Source organism: Rhizobium oryzihabitans, from assembly GCF_010669145.1.
GTDB classification, from domain to species: Bacteria; Pseudomonadota; Alphaproteobacteria; order Rhizobiales; family Rhizobiaceae; genus Agrobacterium; species Agrobacterium oryzihabitans.
On record NZ_CP048632.1, the window covers coordinates 2,679,809 to 2,697,261 of the forward strand.

Here is a 17,453-nt window from a genome sequence, read left to right on the forward strand (position 1 = left end):
TCACCCTGTTCTTGGAAATTACCACAAAATGCAAAGCATAAAATAGCATTGTTTCTTTTGATGTTCGTCAATGCGGCCGAATATATTAGGTTTCCGGAGCTTCTAGTGAGATGCAATGTCCCGATTGTTGTCGCTTAAGTATTTGAAACGGATTCTATTTCAGAAAAATCGCATGAACGTTTTGTGTCATGAAAAACGCCGCGCATCGGGGGATGCGCGGCGGGCTTGCGTCGAAGGTTGCGGTGGATGGGAGTGTGGTTTCAGCCGGCCTTTTCGAGCTTGTAGTCCGAATTGGCCGGTTCTTCCTGCTTGTGCTGGATGAGCGGACGGTTGCCCGCCAGCTTGCGAACCAGCACATAGAATACCGGTGTCATGAAGATGCCGAAGAACGTCACGCCGATCATGCCGGAGAACACCGCGACACCCATGGCGGCGCGCATTTCCGCACCCGCACCGGTGGAGACGACCAGCGGCACCACGCCCATGATGAAGGCGAGTGAGGTCATCAGGATCGGGCGAAGGCGAAGCCGGCTTGCCTCGACTGCCGCCTGAAGCGGCGTTCGTCCCTCGAATTCCAGCTCCCGGGCGAATTCCACGATCAGGATCGCGTTTTTCGCCGAGAGGCCGACAAGGACGACAAGGCCGATCTGCGTAAAGATGTTGTTATCCCCTCCCGTCAGCCAGACGCCGGTGAGGGCAGCCAGCACACCGAGTGGCACGATCAGAATGATCGCGATCGGCAGTGTGAGGCTTTCATATTGCGCAGCCAGGACGAGATAGACCAACAGCAGCGCCAGCGGGAACACGACGATACTGGAGTTGCCAGCCAGAATCTGCTGGTAGGTCAGGTCCGTCCATTCGTAGTCGATGCCGGCGGGCAGGGTTTCGGCAAGGATTTTTTCAATCGCTGCCTGTGCCTGTCCGGAAGAGTAGCCCGGTGCCGGACCGCCGTTTATATCGGCCGCAAGGAAGCCGTTATAACGGTTGGTGCGTTCCGGTCCCGTCGTCGCATCCACCTTCAGCAGCGTCGATAGCGGGATCATCTGACCCGTTGCGGAGCGTACCTTCAGGCGGCCGATATCTTCCGCATGGGCGCGGAACTGCGCGTCTGCCTGCACACGCACGCTGTATGTCCGCCCGAAGGCGTTGAAGTCGTTGACATAAAGCGAACCGAGATAGATCTGCAGCGTCTGGAAGACGTCGCTGACGGAAACGCCCAGCTGCTCGGCCTTGGCGCGGTCGAGGTCGGCGAAGAGCTGGGGCACATTGATCTGGAAGCTGGAGAAGATACCCGCCAGCTCCGGCGTCTGGTATGCCTTGGCGATCACTGCCTTTGTCGCTTCATCGAGCGTCTGGTAACCGTAACCGGCACGATCCTCGATCTGCAGCTTGAAGCCGCCCGTCTGGCCGAGACCGTTGACCGGCGGCGGCGGGAACATGGCGATGAAGGCATCCTGAATGCCTGCATATTTCTGGTTCAGCTGCATGGCGATGGCGCCGCCCGACAGTTCCGGCGTCTTGCGGTTTTCGAAGTCGTCAAGAACCGCAAAGACGATGCCCGAGTTGGAGCCGATGGTGAAGCCGTTGATCGACAGGCCGGGGAAGGCGATAGCATGGCTGACGCCCGGCTGTTCAAGGGCGATGTCGCTCATCCGCTTGATGACGCTTTCCGTGCGATCAAGTGTTGCTCCATCAGGAAGCTGGGCAAAACCGATCAGATACTGCTTGTCCTGCGCCGGCACGAAGCCGCTCGGAACGGTGCTGAACATGCTGTAGGTGGCTGCGACCAGCGCCATATAGACGATCATCACCAGGCTCTTGCGCGTCACCAGCCCGCCCACGGTTTTGCCGTAGCCATTGGAGGCGGCCCCGAAGGCGCGGTTGAAGCCACGGAAGAACCAGCCGAACAGCCGGTCCATGACGCGGGTCAGCCAGTCTTTCGGCGCGCCATGTTCCTTCAGCAGCAGGGCTGCAAGAGCGGGCGACAGCGTCAGTGAGTTGATCGCCGAAATGACGGTGGAGATGGCGATGGTCAGCGCAAACTGCCGGTAGAACTGTCCGGAAAGGCCTGAGATGAAGGCGAGCGGCACGAAGACGGCGACCAGAACCAGCGCAATGGCGATGATCGGGCCGGAGACTTCACGCATCGCCTTGTAGGTGGCGTCACGCGGGGACAGTCCGTTTTCGATGTTTCGCTCGACGTTTTCGACGACCACGATGGCGTCATCCACCACGATGCCGATGGCGAGCACGAGCCCGAACAGCGTCAACGCGTTGATGGAGAAACCGAAGGCATACATGACGGCGAAGGTGCCGATGATCGAGACCGGAACGGCGATCAGCGGAATGATCGAGGCGCGCCAGGTTTGCAGGAAGAGGATGACGACAAGCACCACGAGGCCAACGGCCTCGAGGAGTGTGTCAACGACCTTCTCGATGGAGGAGCGTACGAATTTTGTCGTGTCGTAGACGATCTCGTATTTTACGCCATCCGGCATCGCCAGCTGCAGATTGTCCATGGTGGCACGGACATTGTCGGCGATTTCGATGGCGTTGGAGCCCGGGCCTGCAGCACGGCGACAGCGACGGCGGGTTCGCCGTCGAGCAGCGAGCGCAGCGTGTAGTCGGCAGCGCCGAGTTCGATGCGGGCGACATCGCGAAGGCGGGTGATTTCACCGTTGGCGCCGCTCTTGACGATGATGTTGCCGAATTCTTCCGGCGTGGTCAGACGGCCCTGGGCATTGACGTTGAGCTGCAGGTCGACGCCGTTCGGGCTTGGGGAAGCGCCGATGACGCCGGCTGCGGCCTGCACGTTCTGCTGGCGGATGGCGTCCGAGACGTCGCTGGCGGCGAGATCATGCTCGGCCACCTTCTGCGGATCGAGCCAGACGCGCATGGAATAGTCACCCGCGCCGAAGACCTGAACCTGGCCTACGCCTTCGATACGGGCGAGCCGGTCCTTGACGTTCAGCGTTGCATAGTTGCGCAGATAGGTGATGTCATAGGCATCTGTCTTCGAGACGAGGTTGACGACCATGATGAAGTCGGGCGAGCTCTTGACGGTGGTGATGCCGAGTGCGCGGACTTCCGCCGGCAGGCGCGGTTCGGCCTGCGACACGCGGTTCTGCACCAGCTGCTGCGCCTTGTCGGGGTCGGTGCCGAGCTTGAAGGTGACGGTCAGCGTCAGCACGCCATCGGACGTCGCCTGGCTGCCCATATAGAGCATGTCCTCGACGCCGTTGATCTGTTCCTCAAGCGGCGTGGCGACGGTTTCAGCGATAACGGCCGGGTTCGCGCCGGGATAGGTGGCGCGGACGACGACGGATGGCGGAACGACTTCCGGATATTCGGAAATCGGCAGGGCGCGCATGCCAAGAAGGCCTGCCACCACGATCAGGATCGATAGAACGCCGGCGAATACCGGCCTATCGACAAAAAATCTGGAAATATTCATATCCAGTCCCTCTCCGGGTATATTTTGGAATGCAAAGGCCGTTCCGGCGGCTTTTCTGCCGCCGGTGAAGGCCGGTTCTGTCTGAAGGGGCGTCTCGCGAAAGCGCGGGACGCTTACTGATCAAAGAGGAGGGTTACTGCGAAGCAGCAACCTTGTCTTCCGCTTGTGGTGCGATGGTCGCACCGGGACGAATGCGCTGCAGGCCGTTGACAACAATCGTATCACCGGCGGCAAGGCCGCTATCGATGATGCGCTGGCCATCGGCTGGTGCGCCCGGCTTGATCTGGCGGTAGCTCACCTTGTTTTCGGCGTCGACCACGAAGACGAAGCGCTTGTCCTGATCCGTGCCGATGGCGCGATCACTGATGACGATGCGGTTTTCCGGCTTGGGTTCACCCATGCGCACCCGCACGAACTGACCCGGAATGAGCCTGCCATCAGGGTTCTCGAAGACGGCGCGCACGCCGATGGTGCCGCTTGCCGAATCCACCTGGTTGTCGATGAGATGCAGCGTGCCCTTGATCGGCGTGCCTTCATCCGAAAGCGTGCCGATTTCCACCGGGATCTGTTCCAGAGCGGGCAGGGCGTCGGTCGTCTTCGGCAGTTCGGACAGCGCCTTGGCCACGACGCCTTCGCTGGCGTTGAAGCTGGCATAGATCGGGTTGACCGAAACCAGCGTCGTCAGGGCAGGCGATGTCGAGCCGGCGGCAACAAGGTTGCCGGCGGTGATCTCGATCCTGCCGACCTTGCCGGAAACCGGCGCGATGATCTCGGTATAACCGAGATCGAGCTGGGCCGTCGTCAGTGCGGCGCGGGCGGCGCGAAGCTGGGCTTCGGCATCCGCAAACGAGCTTTGCCGCTGGTCGAGATCGCTCTGGGAGATCGTGCGATTGTCGGAAAGCCTGCGGCCGCGGTCGAGTTCCGTCTTGGCAAGGCTGACCTTGGCCTCGGCGGAGGCGACCTGGGCTTCAGCGCCCAAAACCGCGGCCTGATAGGGGGCCGGATCGATGGTGAAGAGGGCGTCGCCTTCCTTCACCAGCGCGCCTTCGCGGAAATGCACGGCCTTGATCTGGCCTGCAACGCGGGAGCGGATCTGCACCCGGTCAACGGCTTCCAGACGGCCGGAAAACTCTTCCCAGCGCATCACATCGCGGCTTTCCACCTTGGCGACGGTAACAGGGATTGCGGGCGTTTCGGCAGGCGTGGAGGCAGCCGTCGCATCGCGGCTGGCGGGGAGGTCGAAAATGAGTGCTGCGGCTGCAACGGACATAGCAAGTCCGATACCGGCGCCCGTCAGGGCCCGGCGCTTTGTGGTCAGCGTCATGGGTTTCTCCTTGGCTCCGATCAGGAGCCGATCAGTTTCTCAATAAATGCTGTATTCAGTGTTTTATCTGGTCAACGAAGGTCTTGAACTCCGAACAGACGGATGAGACCCATCCGCCGCCCTCTCCTTGATAAAGCCCCGTCCAGCCGATGCCGGCGGGGAAAACATGCTGCCGGACGCTGACACCGGAGGCGATGAGCCTGTCGGCATAACCGACCGTTTCGTCGCGCAAAGGGTCGTCCTCGGCGGTAAAGATCAGCGCCGGCGCCACCCGGTTCAGCCGCGTGCACTGGCAGGGCGCGGCATAGGGGTGGAAAAACCCGCAGGCCTTGGCAAGGTAATGGCTCCAGCCATCCGCCCAGCGCTGGCGCATGCCGATCCTGTCCGCGTCGCGGAAGGATTCCGTCGTCATCATCGGGTCGATCATGGGCGACAGAAGTATTTGACCGGCAAGCTTGCCAGGCATGCGGTCACGGGCCTTGAGCGCAAGCCCCGCCGCCACATTGCCGCCTGCCTCTTCGCCGGCCACGAACAGCAGCGATTTCGCGCCGCCATAATGCTTGCGGTCCCGGCTCAGATGATCGAGCGCTTCGAACGCGCAATCCATCGCCATCGGAAACTCGTTGCCGGACGGCTTGCTATAGTCAGCCTCGACAACGATCGCGCCGCTCTCCGCCAGGGCTCTTGCTACCGGAAGCTCCGGGCAATTGCCGCCCTTTTCAAGAAACGAACCGCCACGCAAATAAAGGATCACGGGTGGGTGGCTGCAGAGGCCCGCACTTTCATATCGGCGCACGGAAAGCTCTGATGTGGAGCCCCCACAGCGTTCGATATTTTCCCAGTGCGCTTTCATCTGATCCGGTCCCGTGCACCGCCATCGGCAGCTCACCATATTTGCAAAATCTGAAATTCATATTATTGTTCGGGAGGAAACGATCAAGTACGTCAAAATGAAAACACTATTCCAAATAAACGGATAATAACACCATGGATCAGCTTTCTGCCATGCGGGTCTTCACACGTGTCGTCGAAACCGGCAATTTCAGCCGCGCCGCGACAGCGCTGAACATGCCCAAAACCACCGTTACCAACATGGTGCAGGCGCTTGAGGCGCATTTGCAGACAACGCTTCTCAACCGCACTACGCGGCGGGTCATGCTGACAACGGACGGCGCTCTCTATTATGAGCGGGCCTCGCAGATTTTGTCGGAAATCGAAGAGCTGGATGGCAGCATGTCCAGCGCGCAGGTGCAGCCGTCAGGCCGGTTGCGCGTGGAAATGGCCGGTGTCTTCGCGGACCTCGTGGTTATCCCACATCTTTGCGAATTTTACCAGCGCTATCCACAAATCCGTCTCGATCTGGGCGTCGGCGACCGGCTGGTCGATTATATCGCGGAGAATGTCGATTGCGCGCTCCGCGTCGGCGTGCTGCGCGATCAGTCGCTGATTGCCCGAAAAGTCGGCGAGTTGAGATTCGAGACCTTCGCCGCCCCTTTCTATATCGAAAACTTCGGCATGCCCGAAAAACCGGAGGATCTGGAGAACGGCCACTATTGCGTGGGTTACCTCAACGCCACCACAGGCCAGATCATGCCGGCCTCCTTCGACAACGGCGTGCGCAGCGTCGAACTGACCCCGAACTATGTGGTGTCAGTCAATGACAGCCGCACCTATCTCAACGCCGCACTTGCCGGCATGGGCATCATACAGCTTCCCGTCTTCATGGTGAAGGATGCGCTGGCAAAGGGGGAACTGGTGCCGGTTCTACCGGAATGGCGGCGCGAGCCCATGCCTATTTATGTCGTTTATCCGCAGACCCGGCATGTGACCAACAAGGTCCGCGTTTTTGTCGACTGGCTGGCCAAGCTGGTTCATGGCCTGGTTTGAGGTTCCCTTACCGGCAGGCCGCCATTTATGCCAGTCATCTCCCCACCCTTGCAGCGACAAAATCGATGAAGGCGCGAACGCGCGCTGCAAGATGTTCATGGCCGGCATAAACGGCGTGGATCACCTCCATCTCCTCGGCATTATAATCCTCCAGCACAGGCACGAGCAAACCGGCCTCGATGTCCGGTTCGATGTGAAATTCTCCGACCCTTCCGAGCCCGAGGCCTGTCAGGCATAGCCTTCGCATGGCCATGCCGCTGTTGACCGAGACGTTACCGGTGATGGGGAGGCGGTACACCTCCGTCGAGCCAGGATCGCGGAAGGGCCATTCGTTGAGGCTGCGGCTGAAATTGAAGCTGAAGCAGTTGTGGTGCATCAAATCCTGCGGCGTTTCCGGCATGCCGTGTTTTTCGATATAGGCGGGGGAGGCGACGATGACCCGGCGGACTTCCTTCAGCTTTCGCGCCTTAAGGGACGAATCTCCCATGCTACCGGAGCGGATGGCGATATCGGTGCGCTCCTCGATCAGGCTGATGACGCCGTCGGTCAGCGAGATATCCAGCTCGATTTCCGGATAAAGTGACAGGAATTCTGGCGCGAGCGGCAGGAGGTAGCGTTCGCCGAAACCGAGCGTGGCGTTGATGCGCAGCAGGCCGCGCGGCACCACCTTGCCGCCGCTCGCCACGATCTGCTCTGTCTCTGCTATGTCAGCAAGAATGCGCCGTGCTCGGGAAAGATAGATTTCTCCCTCGGGTGTCAGCGTCACAAGCCGGGTGGAGCGAGCGAGAAGGCGGGTGCCGAGACGGTCTTCGATGCGGGTGACGAGTTTGCTCACTGCCGAGGGGAGAGCTTCAGCCTGCGTCCGGCGGCGGAAAAACTGCCGAGTTCGGCTGCCGCCACGAAGACTTCCATTTCTCCGGCCCGATTGTCCATTGCCGCACCACCTGTGAAACTAATTCAAAGGCCTTTATCCGATCTTGCCGATTATCATGCAAGTCCCCGTCCCCCATATTGCGCTCATACAATTGACCCAACCGGACAGCGTCGCTGTCCAAATGATCCAACCGAACAGCGCCTGCTGTCAGAACGCCCGCGATCGCTATCGGGGCGAAGAGGTATTCGTCATGCCATTGGCCATATTTGCCTTGACGATCGCGGCTTACGCGATCGGGACTACGGAGTTCGTCATCGTCGGCCTTTTGCCGACGGTCGCCAACGATCTTCATATCACCCTGCCGCTTGCCGGCCTCATCGTCAGCGTTTATGCGCTCGGCGTTACTTTCGGCGCACCGATCCTGACAGCGCTTACCGGCAAGATAGAGCGAAAGCCGCTCCTGCTCGGCCTCATGGCCCTGTTTATCGTCGGGAACACCGCCGCGGCGCTGTCGCCGAGCTATGGGACGCTTCTCGTCGCGCGGGTGCTTGCCGCCTTCGCTCATGGCGTTTTCTTCTCTGTCGGTGCGACGATCGCTGCCGACCTCGTGCCGGAAAACCGCCGTGGCTCGGCGATTGCCATGATGTTCATGGGGTTGACCGTCGCCATCGTCACCGGCGTGCCTATCGGCACCTATATCGGTCAGATCTTTGGCTGGCGCGCCACCTTCTGGGCCGTTGCCGCTCTTGGTGTTGTCGCTTTTGCCGGCATCGCTTCCCTGTTGCCTTCGACGCTGAAGAAAGCGCCGCCCGCAAGCCTCCTCGATCAGGTCCGCGTGCTTGGTTCCGGTCGCCTGCTGATCGTCTTTGCCATGACTGCGCTCGGTTACGGCGGTACCTTCGTCGCCTTCACCTTCCTCGCGCCGATCCTTCAGGACGTCACCGGCTTCTCCGAAAAGAGCGTCAGCCTGATTCTCGTGCTCTACGGCATCGCCATCGCTGCCGGCAACATCGGTGGCGGCAAGATCGCCAACAGCAACCCGGTCAGGGCGTTGATCGGCCTCTTCCTGGCGCAGGCTATCGTGCTGCTCGTCTTCTCCTTCACCGCGGTCTCGCCTGTGCTGACCCTGATCACGCTGGTGGCGCTCGGTTTCCTGTCCTTCGCCAATGTTCCCGGCCTGCAGCTCTATGTCGTGCAGCTGGCCAAGGAACACCGCCCCGGTGCGGTTGATGTCGCATCAGCACTCAACATTGCCGCCTTCAATCTCGGCATCGCCATTGGCGCATGGCTTGGCGGTCTGGTGGTGGAATCGCCGATGGGCCTTGCCGCAACTCCGTGGGTCGGCGCCATCCTCGTCGCCGTCGCCCTGCTCCTCACCCTCTGGAGCAGCGCCCTCGACCGCCGCGCCGCGCTCACGCTGAAAACGGCTTAAGCTTTTCACACCAATTCCCGGCCATTCCCAAGGCTGGCCGGGGCAAACTCACAGGAGAAAATATATGTTTGATGTCATCGCGAACGGCGCTTCGATCCCGGCGCTCGGCTTCGGCACCTTCCGCATTCCCGGTCCCGATGTTCTGCGGATCGTTCCGCATGCGTTGAAAGCCGGCTTTCGCCATATCGATACCGCGCAGATTTACGGCAACGAGGCCGAAGTCGGCGAAGCCATCGTCGGTTCCGGCGTGGCGCGGGGCGAGATTTTCCTGACCACCAAGGTCTGGGTGGAAAACTACAAGCATGATGCCTTTCTCGCTTCTGTCGACGAGAGCCTTAGGAAGCTGAAGACCGATTATGTTGATCTGCTGCTGCTGCACTGGCCGAGCGACGCGGTTCCGCTTGCCGAACAGATCGGTGCGCTGAACGACGTCCGCGACGCGGGCAAGGTGCGCCATATCGGCGTTTCCAATTTCAATACGGTGCTGATGACCGAAGCGGTCAGTCTGTCAAAAGCGCCGATCGTCACCAACCAGATCGAATATCACCCCTATATCGACCAGGACGTGGTGATCGCTGCGGCCAAGGCCGCCGGCATGTCGGTCACGGGTTATTACGGCATGGCCGACGGCAAGGTTTTTGCTGATCCGGTGCTGAAGGATATTGCGGCAAGCCGGGGCAAGTCGGTGGCGCAGGTGGTGCTGCGCTGGCTGGTGCAGCAACAGGGAGTCGTCGCGCTTTCGAAGACAGTCAGCGAAGCGCGCGCCGACGAAAACCGCGCGATCTTCGACTTCACCCTGTCGGCCGATGACATGGCGGCGATCCGCGCTCTTGCAAAGCCGGACGGTCGCATCGTTTCGCCGGATGGGCTTGCACCCGTCTGGGACGAGGCCGCCTGATCATGACGGGCCGGGAGGGCAAACCTCCCGGTCTGGTGTTTTCGCGGGGGGACTGCGGCACATTCCGGGACAGGAAACGCGCCAAATCGCAATGCATCAGCCATGGCGATGGCCGCCGGCGATCTGATTGATCTGGAAAACTGGAGCGGGCGAAGGGATTTGAACCCTCGACCCCAACCTTGGCAAGGTTGTGCTCTACCCCTGAGCTACACCCGCTCAAAAACCGCTGGTCCGGGGTAGTTCGCTGGACTGCGGGCCGCCGAAGCGGCGACGGGTGCTATATCGCTCAATCGTTTTTGGAATGCAACAGTTTCTTTGTGGTTTCGGCGGAAATTCGTTTGTCGCTCTCTCTTCTTCAATCGACGTGACCGCAGTTGATGAAGAGGCGGGGAGCGCCCGTGAAGCCATTGTTAGAATTGACGTTTACGGGATCGCCGCTGGCGATTGCCCGCTGTGTAACGGAAAAAATCACCTATTTACATTTGGTTAAAATCTGATTCGACAAGTGATTCGTTCGGGTGTACAAATTGCCTGTCCACAAGAAAATCGAACGATATTTGGAACGATACTTGGCATATCATCATCGGGAGGATGAGCCTTGTCGTACGCAGCTTTTGAACGGGTTGGCGCACAATTGTCGCCAGAGCAGATCACCGATCTGCAGACTATTTTCGATGGCGTATGTTTCGAATGCTTTCAAGACCGCAGCAGCCATGTTGCCAATGAGTGCGCGGCGGTTTTGATCCGCAGCGCCCAGCGCGGCATTCTCGACCATGAGATGTTGCGCGATATCGGTCTTGCGGTTTTACGTCGGCACTGATTGCGCCATATTACAATAAAAAAGCGCCCGAGCATCTCGGGCGCTTTCGTGTGTGTTGTGGCGGGAGCCGCTTCCGGCTCAGCTCTTTTCCTGAACATGGGCTTCGAGGAACCACAGCGACTTGTCGAGATCGCGCGAGGCGGCGGTGAAGATGTCAGCCGTGGTCGGGTCGCCGGCCTCGTCGGAATCGTCGATCGCCTTGCGGATCATGTTCGCCACGTCGCCATAGCGAGCGATCAATTCGTCGAGATGGTCGTGGATCTTGTAGATATCGGTCGGATAGGCCTTGAGCTTCGTCGTCGAGGAGACGGATTGCAGGCTGCCGAGCGCCGTGCCGCCAAGCTGGACCACACGTTCGGCGATGGTGTCACCGTGAGTGTCGAGCTGGGCGCGGAAGGTGTCGAGAAGTTCGTGGACGGCAATGAATTGCGGACCCTTCAGGTTCCAGTGGGCCTGTTTGGTCACCAGCGCAAGGTCGATCACCGAAGCCAGCGATTCGTTCAGAATGCCGATTACGGTCGACTTGGCGTTTGAAGGCAGGTCGTTCTTCGTCTTGTGCGTCTTCATCGATGTCTCCTGAAGTTGCGGACGGTATGCCGCTTTGGAAAAGTCCGTCGTTTAACGTCCGGGTCCGTGGCCCTGTTCCATGTTAGGCAATGCGACAGCAAAAATCCTGCGCAATCATCATGTCATTCATAAAACAGGCAGATGCGTCGGCCGTCGATTTCGTTGACGCGGATTGGCATGTCGTAGATGTCCTTGAGGATATCCGGCCGGATGATCTCTTCCGAAGGCCCCTGATGGCAGATACGGCCCTCACGCATGGCGATGATGGTGTCGGAATACCAGGAGGCGAAGTTGATGTCGTGCAGCACCAGAACCACGGTCTTCTTCAATTCGTCGGCGGCGCGGCGCATGATCTTCATCATGCCGGAGGCGTGTTTCATGTCCAGATTGTTGAGCGGCTCGTCGAGCAGCACGTAATCCGTATCCTGACACAGTACCATGGCCACGAAGGCGCGCTGGCGCTGGCCGCCGGAAAGTTCGTCCAGAAAACGGCCGGCAAGATTTTCGAGATGGAGATAGTCCAGCGCCCGGTCGATATGGACCTTGTCCTCGATGGTGGGCGGCCCTTGGAATAGGGGTAACGGCCGAAACCGACGAGATCGCGCACCGTCAGGCGCGAGGAGATGTGGTTGTCTTGCCTGAGGATCGAGAGCCGCTTTGCCAGCGTGTCCGAAGGGGTTTTGGTCACATCCAGCCCATCCACCGTCACGGTTCCCGCATCCATGGACATCAGCCGCGCCACGATGGAGAGCAGCGTGGATTTTCCTGCGCCATTAGGCCCGATGATGGAGGTGACGCCGCCTGCCGGAATAGAGACGGAGACGCCATCGACAACAACCGTGTCACCATAGGATTTGCTGATCTGACTGGCGATGATCATCGTGCACCCCGCTTGAGAATGAGACCGATAAAGACGATGCCGCCCAAAAATTCGATGATGATGGATAGCGCCGTATCGAAGGCGAATATCCGCTCCAGAACCACCTGGCCGCCGACGAGGCAGATGATGGCGATGAGGATCGCCGCCGGCAGCACATAGGCGTGTTTGCTGTTGCCGGTGAGATAATGGGCAAGGGCCGCAACCAGCAGTCCGAAGAACATGACCGGGCCGACGAGTGCGGTGGAGACGGCGATGAGCACGGAGACCAGCACGAGGATGATGGTGACCGTGCGTTTATATTCGATGCCGAGGCTGATGGCCGTTGCCCGGCCGAGTGAAAGGACGTCGAGCGTGTGCAGGAGCCGCAAGCCGATGACCGTCACCATGCCGATGATGATGACTGAAACCGTCAGGAGTGTCGGATCGATGGAATTGAAGCTGGCGAACAGCACATCCTGCAGCACCGTATATTCATTGGGGTCGAGCACGCGCTGCATGAAGCCGGAAAGGCTGCGGAAGAAGACGCCGAAGACGATGCCGACCAGCACCAGAAGATGCAGGCTGCGTTCGGCGCCGATGAAAAGCCAGCGGTAGAGCAGGGCGGAGAAGCCGACGAGCAGCGCGGTCTCAGCAAGGAACTTCAGCTGCGGATCGATCATGACAACGGTTGCGGAGCCGAAGACGAAAATCAGCCCGGTCTGCATCAGCACGTAGAGCGAATCGAAACCCATGACCGACGGGGTGAGGATGCGGTTGTTGGTGACTGTCTGGAACAGCACCGTGGAAACGGCGATGGCATAGGCCACCAGCAGAAGCGACAGAAGCTTGATGCCGCGAAACGGCAGCACGAAGCTCCAGCTTCCCTTTGCGCCGAGTGTCATGAAGGCGGCCATGGAGATGAGCGCCAGCGCCAGAAGCGCCAGCAGCACGATTTTGGCGCGCCTTTCGGGATGTCTCTCATGCATGGTGGCGTTTCCGCAGCAGGAGATAGAGGAACAATGCGCTGCCGATGACGCCGACTACGGTTCCGATCGGTATCTCGTAGGGCGCGCGCACGGTTCTGCCGAGGATGTCGCAGGAGAGGACAAAGACCGCGCCCAGCGTCGCCACCCAGGGACGGAGCGGCGCATATTGTCGCCGATCATCAGGCTGACGACATTCGGCACGATCAGCCCGAGAAAGGGGATCATGCCGACGGTCACGACGACGACGGCGCTGACCAGCGAGACGATGGTGAGGCCGAGCGCCATGACCCGGCGATAGTTGAGGCCGAGATTGGTGGTGAAATCGCGTCCCATGCCGGCCACGGTGAAACGGTCGGCGGCAAGATAGGCGGCGATGGCGAAAACGAAACCGATCCACAGCAATTCATAGCGGCCGCGCAGCACGCCAGAAAAATCCCCCGTCATCCATGCGCCCAGCGATTGTAAGAGATCGAAACGATAGGCGAAGAAGGTGGTGATGGCGGAAATGACGCCGCCCAGCATGATACCGATCAACGGCACCAGAAGCACGTCGCGCAGCGGCACCTGCCTCAGGATACGCAGGAAGAGCGCCGTTCCGGCGAGCGCGAAAGCGGCGGCCACCAGCATCTTGCCGAAGATGGGCGTTTCCGGCGCAAGGAGCGTGATGGTGAGCAGGCCGAGGCCGGCGGATTCGGTGGTGCCTGCCGTCGAAGGTTCCACGAAGCGGTTGCGCACCAGCATCTGCATGATGAGACCGGCAATCGCCATCGAGCTTCCCGCCAGTATGAGCGCCAAAGTGCGCGGAATGCGGCTGACGAGCAGCACGCGCAGCGCATCCGCACTCGTATCCGGCGAAAACAGCGTAGCGAGCGAAACGTTGCTCACGCCCACGAACAGGCTGACGATGGCGAGCGTCAAAGCCAGAAGAAGGGCAAGGATGAGAGACAGGGATTTCACGTTGGTGGTTTTTCGAAAATGGCAGAGATTTTCAGCGATCTTGCAGCTTGCCGAGAGAACGCCAAACTTTCCACTGTCATCCTCGGGCTTGGCCCGAGGATCCACAGCCTGTTGCTAGCGATAGATCCTCGGGTCAAGCCCGAGGATGACGTCGCGCGTGGAGCAGCCTGCGAGAGCGCGTGTAAGCAGCTTTTCACAAGCTGACGCCCTGCAGCCTTTACGACTTCTTCTCGGAGACGGCCTTGTAGACCTGATCGAGCAGGGTGGTGAGCGCCGTATAGCCGCTGCTGACGATATAGGCCGCCTGCGGGTCGAGATAGACGATCTGCTTCTTCTTCCAGGCGTTGGTCTGGTGGATCAGTTCGTTGTCCAGCACCTGTGCGGCGGCCTTGCCGGGGTCCGTCGCGCGGCCGACGCCGGCGTCACGGTCGATCACGAAAAGCCATTCGGGATTGACCTCGGCCAGATATTCGAAGGACACGACGTCGCCACGGTCGAAGCGGTCGTCGATATCGGCAGCGACCGGCTTGAAGCCGATTTCGGTGTGCAGCCAGCCGGTGCGCGAGCTCGGGCCATAAACGCCGACCTTGCCGGCATTGGTGAGGAGGATCATCGCCGTGCCGGAATTCGGCGCGATGGCCTTCAGCTTCTCAACCTTTTCATCGATGACGGCGTCGAGCTTCTTTGCCTCTTCCTGCTTGCCGAAGATATCGCCGAGCTTGGTGATGTTGGCTTTCACGCTGCCGATGAATTCCTTGGAATCCACCGACATGTCGATGGCGGGCGTGATCTTCGCAACGTCTGGATATTTCGCGCGTGAACGGCCGCCGACGATGACGAGATCGGCTTCCGCCGCATTGATCGCTTCATAATCGGGTTCGAACAGGGTGCCGACCTTCAGATATTTGCCGTCGGCATATTTCTGCAGATAGGTGGGCAGGTTGGAACCAACGACACCGGCGGGCTCGACGCCCAGCGCATCGAGATTGTCGAGCGAGGGAATATCCAGAACCAGAACCTTTTTCGGCGCGGCTTTCAGCACGGTCTCGCCCTGCGCGTGCTTGATCGTCATTTCCTCAGCGCCCGCTGTCATCGCGCCAAGGCTGAAGGCCGCTGCCGCCAGCAGCCGAACGGGGAAGGTGAAGTTGATGGCCACGGATATGTCCCTTGCAATATGGTTCTGAGCCTGCGGAAGCGTTCCCGCCGGGTTAACTTGATGTTCGCTATCAGCTTTATTGGCAAGGTATGCGGAAATCAAAAATATGTTTTAGAACGGTTCTGAATTGCCGTGAGCGGGAAAGGGGGAGCCGCGCGTAGCAAGACTCGTTGTGATCGCCGGACGTAGGACGCAGCCTAGCCACGACATCCGGCATGACGGGGTCTCAATAGCAGCAACAGGTAAGCAGGTTCCCCTCACTCCGGCGGCCAGTCGCCGACGATTTCGCGTCTTTCAAGTTTCAGCGACCGGTCGGGCTGCACGCGATAGGTTTCAATCGCAAGCCGGCCGTCGCCCATGACGAATTCATTGCTGAGCGTGCTGCCGATGGGGGATTTGGTCAGTTTGGTGCGCGGCTGCCCGCCATAGGTGATGCTGCCGGGAACGGGTTCCACATCCGGAGCAGCTGTGGTGCAGCCGGTAAGCGCCAAAACCATCATGATCGCGATCGTGCGCATGTTTTTCTCCTGCGTTTGGGCGTGAATAATATCACGGCCGCGCCTGCGCCACACATCCCGTTGGCGTGAATAAAAAAGGCCCCGCATCCGAAGATACGGGGCCAGTTGCCTTGGGAGGCTCTTGGTTTCTCAGTCCTCGTTGGCGGCAAGCTGCGTCAGCACCTCGCCACGGCCGCGGATACGCATGATGAGCGGAATGATGAAGGCGGCTGCCGCGACAGCGAAGAGGCCGACGGCGATCGGTGAGGTGAACAGCACCGTCGGATCGCCCTGGCCGATGGCCAGTGCGCGGCGAAGCTGCTGTTCCGCAAGCGGGCCGAGGATCAGGCCGACGACCGCAGGCGCAATCGGATAACCGAAGATGCGCATGACGTAGCCGAGGATACCGAAGGCGAGCAGCATGCCGAGTTCGAATACCGACGGGTTGGCGCCAATGGTGCCGAGCGTCGCGAACAGCAGAATACCCGCATAAAGCCAGGGCTTCGGAATGGTCAGCAGCTTCACCCACAGGCCGACGAGCGGCAGGTTCAGAACCAGCAGCATGAGGTTTGCGATGAACAGGCTGGCGATCAGGCCCCAGACGAGCTGCGGATTGGTGGCGAACAGCAGCGGGCCAGGCTGCAGGCCGAACTGCTGGAAGCCGGCGAGCATGATGGCGGCGGTCGCCGTGGTCGGCAGGCCGAGCGTCAGGAGCGGCACAAGCGTACCGGCGGCGGACGCATTGTTGGCCGCTTCCGGACCGGCAACGCCTTCAATGGCGCCATGGCCGAATTCTTCCGGATATTTGGTCAGCTTCTTTTCAGTGGCATAGGACAGGAAGGTGCCGATTTCAGCGCCGCCCGCCGGCATGGCGCCGATGGGGAAGCCGATCAGGGTGCCGCGCAGCCAGGCTTTCCAGGAACGCGCCCAGTCCTGCGCACTCATCCAGACCGAACCCTTGACGGCCTCGACCTTGTCGTCGCCAGTCTGGCCCTGCGCGACAATGTAGAGCGTTTCGCCGATGGCGAACATGGCGACCGCAAGCGTCGTCACTTCGACGCCGTCGAGCAGGTCGGGAATGCCGAAGCTCATGCGCGTCTGGCCGGTCAGCTGGTCGATGCCGACGATGGCGAGCGCAAAGCCGATGAACAGCGAGGTGAGACCGCGCAGCGCCGAATCCCCGAAGGCGGAGGAAACGGTGACGAAAGCCAGCACCATCAGCGCGAAATATTCGCGCGGGCCGAAAACCAGCGCCAGCTTGACGATAAAGGGCGCAACGAAGGCCAGCGCGATGGTGGCGATGAGGCCGGCGACGAAGGAGCCGATGGCGGCGGTGGCCAGCGCCGGGCCGCCTCTGCCCTTGCGGGCCATCTTGTTGCCTTCGAGCGCTGTGACGATCGAGGCGCTTTCGCCCGGCGTGTTGAGCAGGATCGAGGTGGTCGAGCCGCCATACATGCCGCCATAATAGATGCCGGCGAACATGATGAGCGAACCGGCGGGATCGAGCCGGTAGGTGACGGGCAGAAGCAGCGCCACGGTTAGCGCAGGGCCGATGCCGGGCAGGACGCCGACGGCGGTGCCGAGCGTGACGCCGATCAGCGCATAGAGCAGGTTCATGGGTTGGGCGGCAACCTCAAGACCGTGCAGCAGGAATTCAAAGGTACTCATGGACAGATGTCCCCCTGTCGGGCGGAACGGCTGGCTTTTGCGTCATCGCGCGCCAATTGTTCCTGTGATCTCGA

General features: G+C 60.3%; 11 protein-coding genes, 1 tRNA gene and 4 pseudogenes. 4 read left to right on the plus strand and 12 right to left on the minus strand.

The annotated features are described in order from the left end of the window. Positions 1 to 260 precede the first annotated feature (260 nt). From G3A56_RS13545 to G3A56_RS13555, 3 genes and pseudogenes are all read right to left on the minus strand, one after another. A pseudogene (locus G3A56_RS13545) lies at positions 261 to 3,454 on the minus strand (efflux RND transporter permease subunit). Between the two features lie 133 nt (positions 3,455 to 3,587). Next, a complete protein-coding gene (locus tag G3A56_RS13550) occupies positions 3,588 to 4,778 on the minus strand; it encodes an efflux RND transporter periplasmic adaptor subunit (RefSeq protein ID WP_082182862.1) in 1,191 nt (396 codons plus the stop codon). 55 nt (positions 4,779 to 4,833) lie between these two features. Next, positions 4,834 to 5,631: an alpha/beta hydrolase fold domain-containing protein gene (locus tag G3A56_RS13555; protein ID WP_035241821.1), complete on the minus strand. Its 798-nt coding sequence runs from the start codon at positions 5,629 to 5,631 to the stop codon at positions 4,834 to 4,836. A 134-nt stretch (positions 5,632 to 5,765) separates the two neighbouring features. On the opposite strand from G3A56_RS13555, the gene G3A56_RS13560 reads away from it, so the two are divergent. Next, complete coding sequence (locus G3A56_RS13560) at positions 5,766 to 6,665, plus strand: LysR family transcriptional regulator (protein ID WP_003491921.1); 900 nt, start codon at positions 5,766 to 5,768, stop codon at positions 6,663 to 6,665. Positions 6,666 to 6,699: 34 nt separating this feature from the next. Here G3A56_RS13560 and G3A56_RS13565 read toward each other — a convergent pair. Then, positions 6,700 to 7,598: pseudogene (locus tag G3A56_RS13565) on the minus strand (LysR family transcriptional regulator). Positions 7,599 to 7,789: 191 nt separating this feature from the next. Here G3A56_RS13565 and G3A56_RS13570 point away from each other — a divergent pair. Beyond that, the gene (locus G3A56_RS13570; RefSeq protein WP_082184514.1) at positions 7,790 to 8,971 is read left to right on the plus strand and encodes an MFS transporter; all 1,182 of its coding nucleotides are present in this window, start codon (positions 7,790 to 7,792) and stop codon (positions 8,969 to 8,971) included. A 64-nt stretch (positions 8,972 to 9,035) separates the two neighbouring features. Further along, on the plus strand, positions 9,036 to 9,869 hold the full coding sequence (locus tag G3A56_RS13575; RefSeq protein WP_082182860.1) for an aldo/keto reductase: 834 nt from the start codon (positions 9,036 to 9,038) through the stop codon (positions 9,867 to 9,869). 141 nt (positions 9,870 to 10,010) lie between these two features. Here G3A56_RS13575 and G3A56_RS13580 read toward each other — a convergent pair. Continuing rightward, positions 10,011 to 10,085, minus strand: a tRNA-Gly gene (locus G3A56_RS13580). A gap of 382 nt (positions 10,086 to 10,467) precedes the next feature. Here G3A56_RS13580 and G3A56_RS13585 point away from each other — a divergent pair. Then, positions 10,468 to 10,689 (plus strand): hypothetical protein, encoded by a 222-nt coding sequence (locus tag G3A56_RS13585; protein WP_003522612.1) that lies wholly within the window; start codon positions 10,468 to 10,470, stop codon positions 10,687 to 10,689. A 78-nt stretch (positions 10,690 to 10,767) separates the two neighbouring features. Here the strand turns inward: G3A56_RS13585 and dps are convergent, their stop codons facing one another. The 7 genes and pseudogenes from dps to G3A56_RS13620 all read right to left on the minus strand — a co-directional run bounded on the left by dps (position 10,768) and on the right by G3A56_RS13620 (position 17,379). Continuing rightward, positions 10,768 to 11,256: a DNA starvation/stationary phase protection protein Dps gene (gene dps, locus G3A56_RS13590; protein WP_082182859.1), complete on the minus strand. Its 489-nt coding sequence runs from the start codon at positions 11,254 to 11,256 to the stop codon at positions 10,768 to 10,770. 122 nt (positions 11,257 to 11,378) lie between these two features. Continuing rightward, positions 11,379 to 12,136, minus strand: a pseudogene (locus G3A56_RS13595) (iron ABC transporter ATP-binding protein). Next, positions 12,133 to 13,101, minus strand: coding sequence for an iron chelate uptake ABC transporter family permease subunit (locus G3A56_RS13600; protein ID WP_082182857.1), 969 nt, complete (start codon positions 13,099 to 13,101; stop codon positions 12,133 to 12,135). The pseudogene G3A56_RS13595 and the gene G3A56_RS13600 overlap by 4 nt, the downstream one beginning before the upstream one ends. Continuing rightward, positions 13,094 to 14,058 (minus strand): annotated as a pseudogene (locus tag G3A56_RS13605) (ABC transporter permease). Before G3A56_RS13605 ends, G3A56_RS13600 begins: the two are co-directional and overlap by 8 nt. 217 nt (positions 14,059 to 14,275) lie before the next feature. Then, positions 14,276 to 15,214: a siderophore ABC transporter substrate-binding protein gene (locus G3A56_RS13610; RefSeq protein ID WP_082184512.1), complete on the minus strand. Its 939-nt coding sequence runs from the start codon at positions 15,212 to 15,214 to the stop codon at positions 14,276 to 14,278. A gap of 257 nt (positions 15,215 to 15,471) precedes the next feature. Next, a complete protein-coding gene (locus tag G3A56_RS13615; protein ID WP_082182856.1) occupies positions 15,472 to 15,732 on the minus strand; it encodes a hypothetical protein in 261 nt (86 codons plus the stop codon). A 129-nt stretch (positions 15,733 to 15,861) separates the two neighbouring features. Beyond that, a complete protein-coding gene (locus tag G3A56_RS13620) occupies positions 15,862 to 17,379 on the minus strand; it encodes a tripartite tricarboxylate transporter permease (RefSeq protein WP_082182855.1) in 1,518 nt (505 codons plus the stop codon). Positions 17,380 to 17,453: the final 74 nt, after the last annotated feature.

Excerpts from the sequence above, each read along its gene's own strand:
- G3A56_RS13560 (WP_003491921.1), top strand. The coding sequence starts at position 5,766 with ATGGATCAGCTTTCTGCCATGCGGGTCTTCACACGTGTCGTCGAAACC.
- G3A56_RS13600 (WP_082182857.1), bottom strand. The coding sequence starts at position 13,101 with ATGCATGAGAGACATCCCGAAAGGCGCGCCAAAATCGTGCTGCTGGCG.
- G3A56_RS13570 (WP_082184514.1), top strand. The coding sequence starts at position 7,790 with ATGCCATTGGCCATATTTGCCTTGACGATCGCGGCTTACGCGATCGGG.
- G3A56_RS13550 (WP_082182862.1), bottom strand. The coding sequence starts at position 4,778 with ATGACGCTGACCACAAAGCGCCGGGCCCTGACGGGCGCCGGTATCGGA.
- G3A56_RS13555 (WP_035241821.1), bottom strand. The coding sequence starts at position 5,631 with ATGAAAGCGCACTGGGAAAATATCGAACGCTGTGGGGGCTCCACATCA.
- G3A56_RS13615 (WP_082182856.1), bottom strand. The coding sequence starts at position 15,732 with ATGCGCACGATCGCGATCATGATGGTTTTGGCGCTTACCGGCTGCACC.
- G3A56_RS13620 (WP_082182855.1), bottom strand. The coding sequence starts at position 17,379 with ATGAGTACCTTTGAATTCCTGCTGCACGGTCTTGAGGTTGCCGCCCAA.
- G3A56_RS13575 (WP_082182860.1), top strand. The coding sequence starts at position 9,036 with ATGTTTGATGTCATCGCGAACGGCGCTTCGATCCCGGCGCTCGGCTTC.
- dps (WP_082182859.1), bottom strand. The coding sequence starts at position 11,256 with ATGAAGACGCACAAGACGAAGAACGACCTGCCTTCAAACGCCAAGTCG.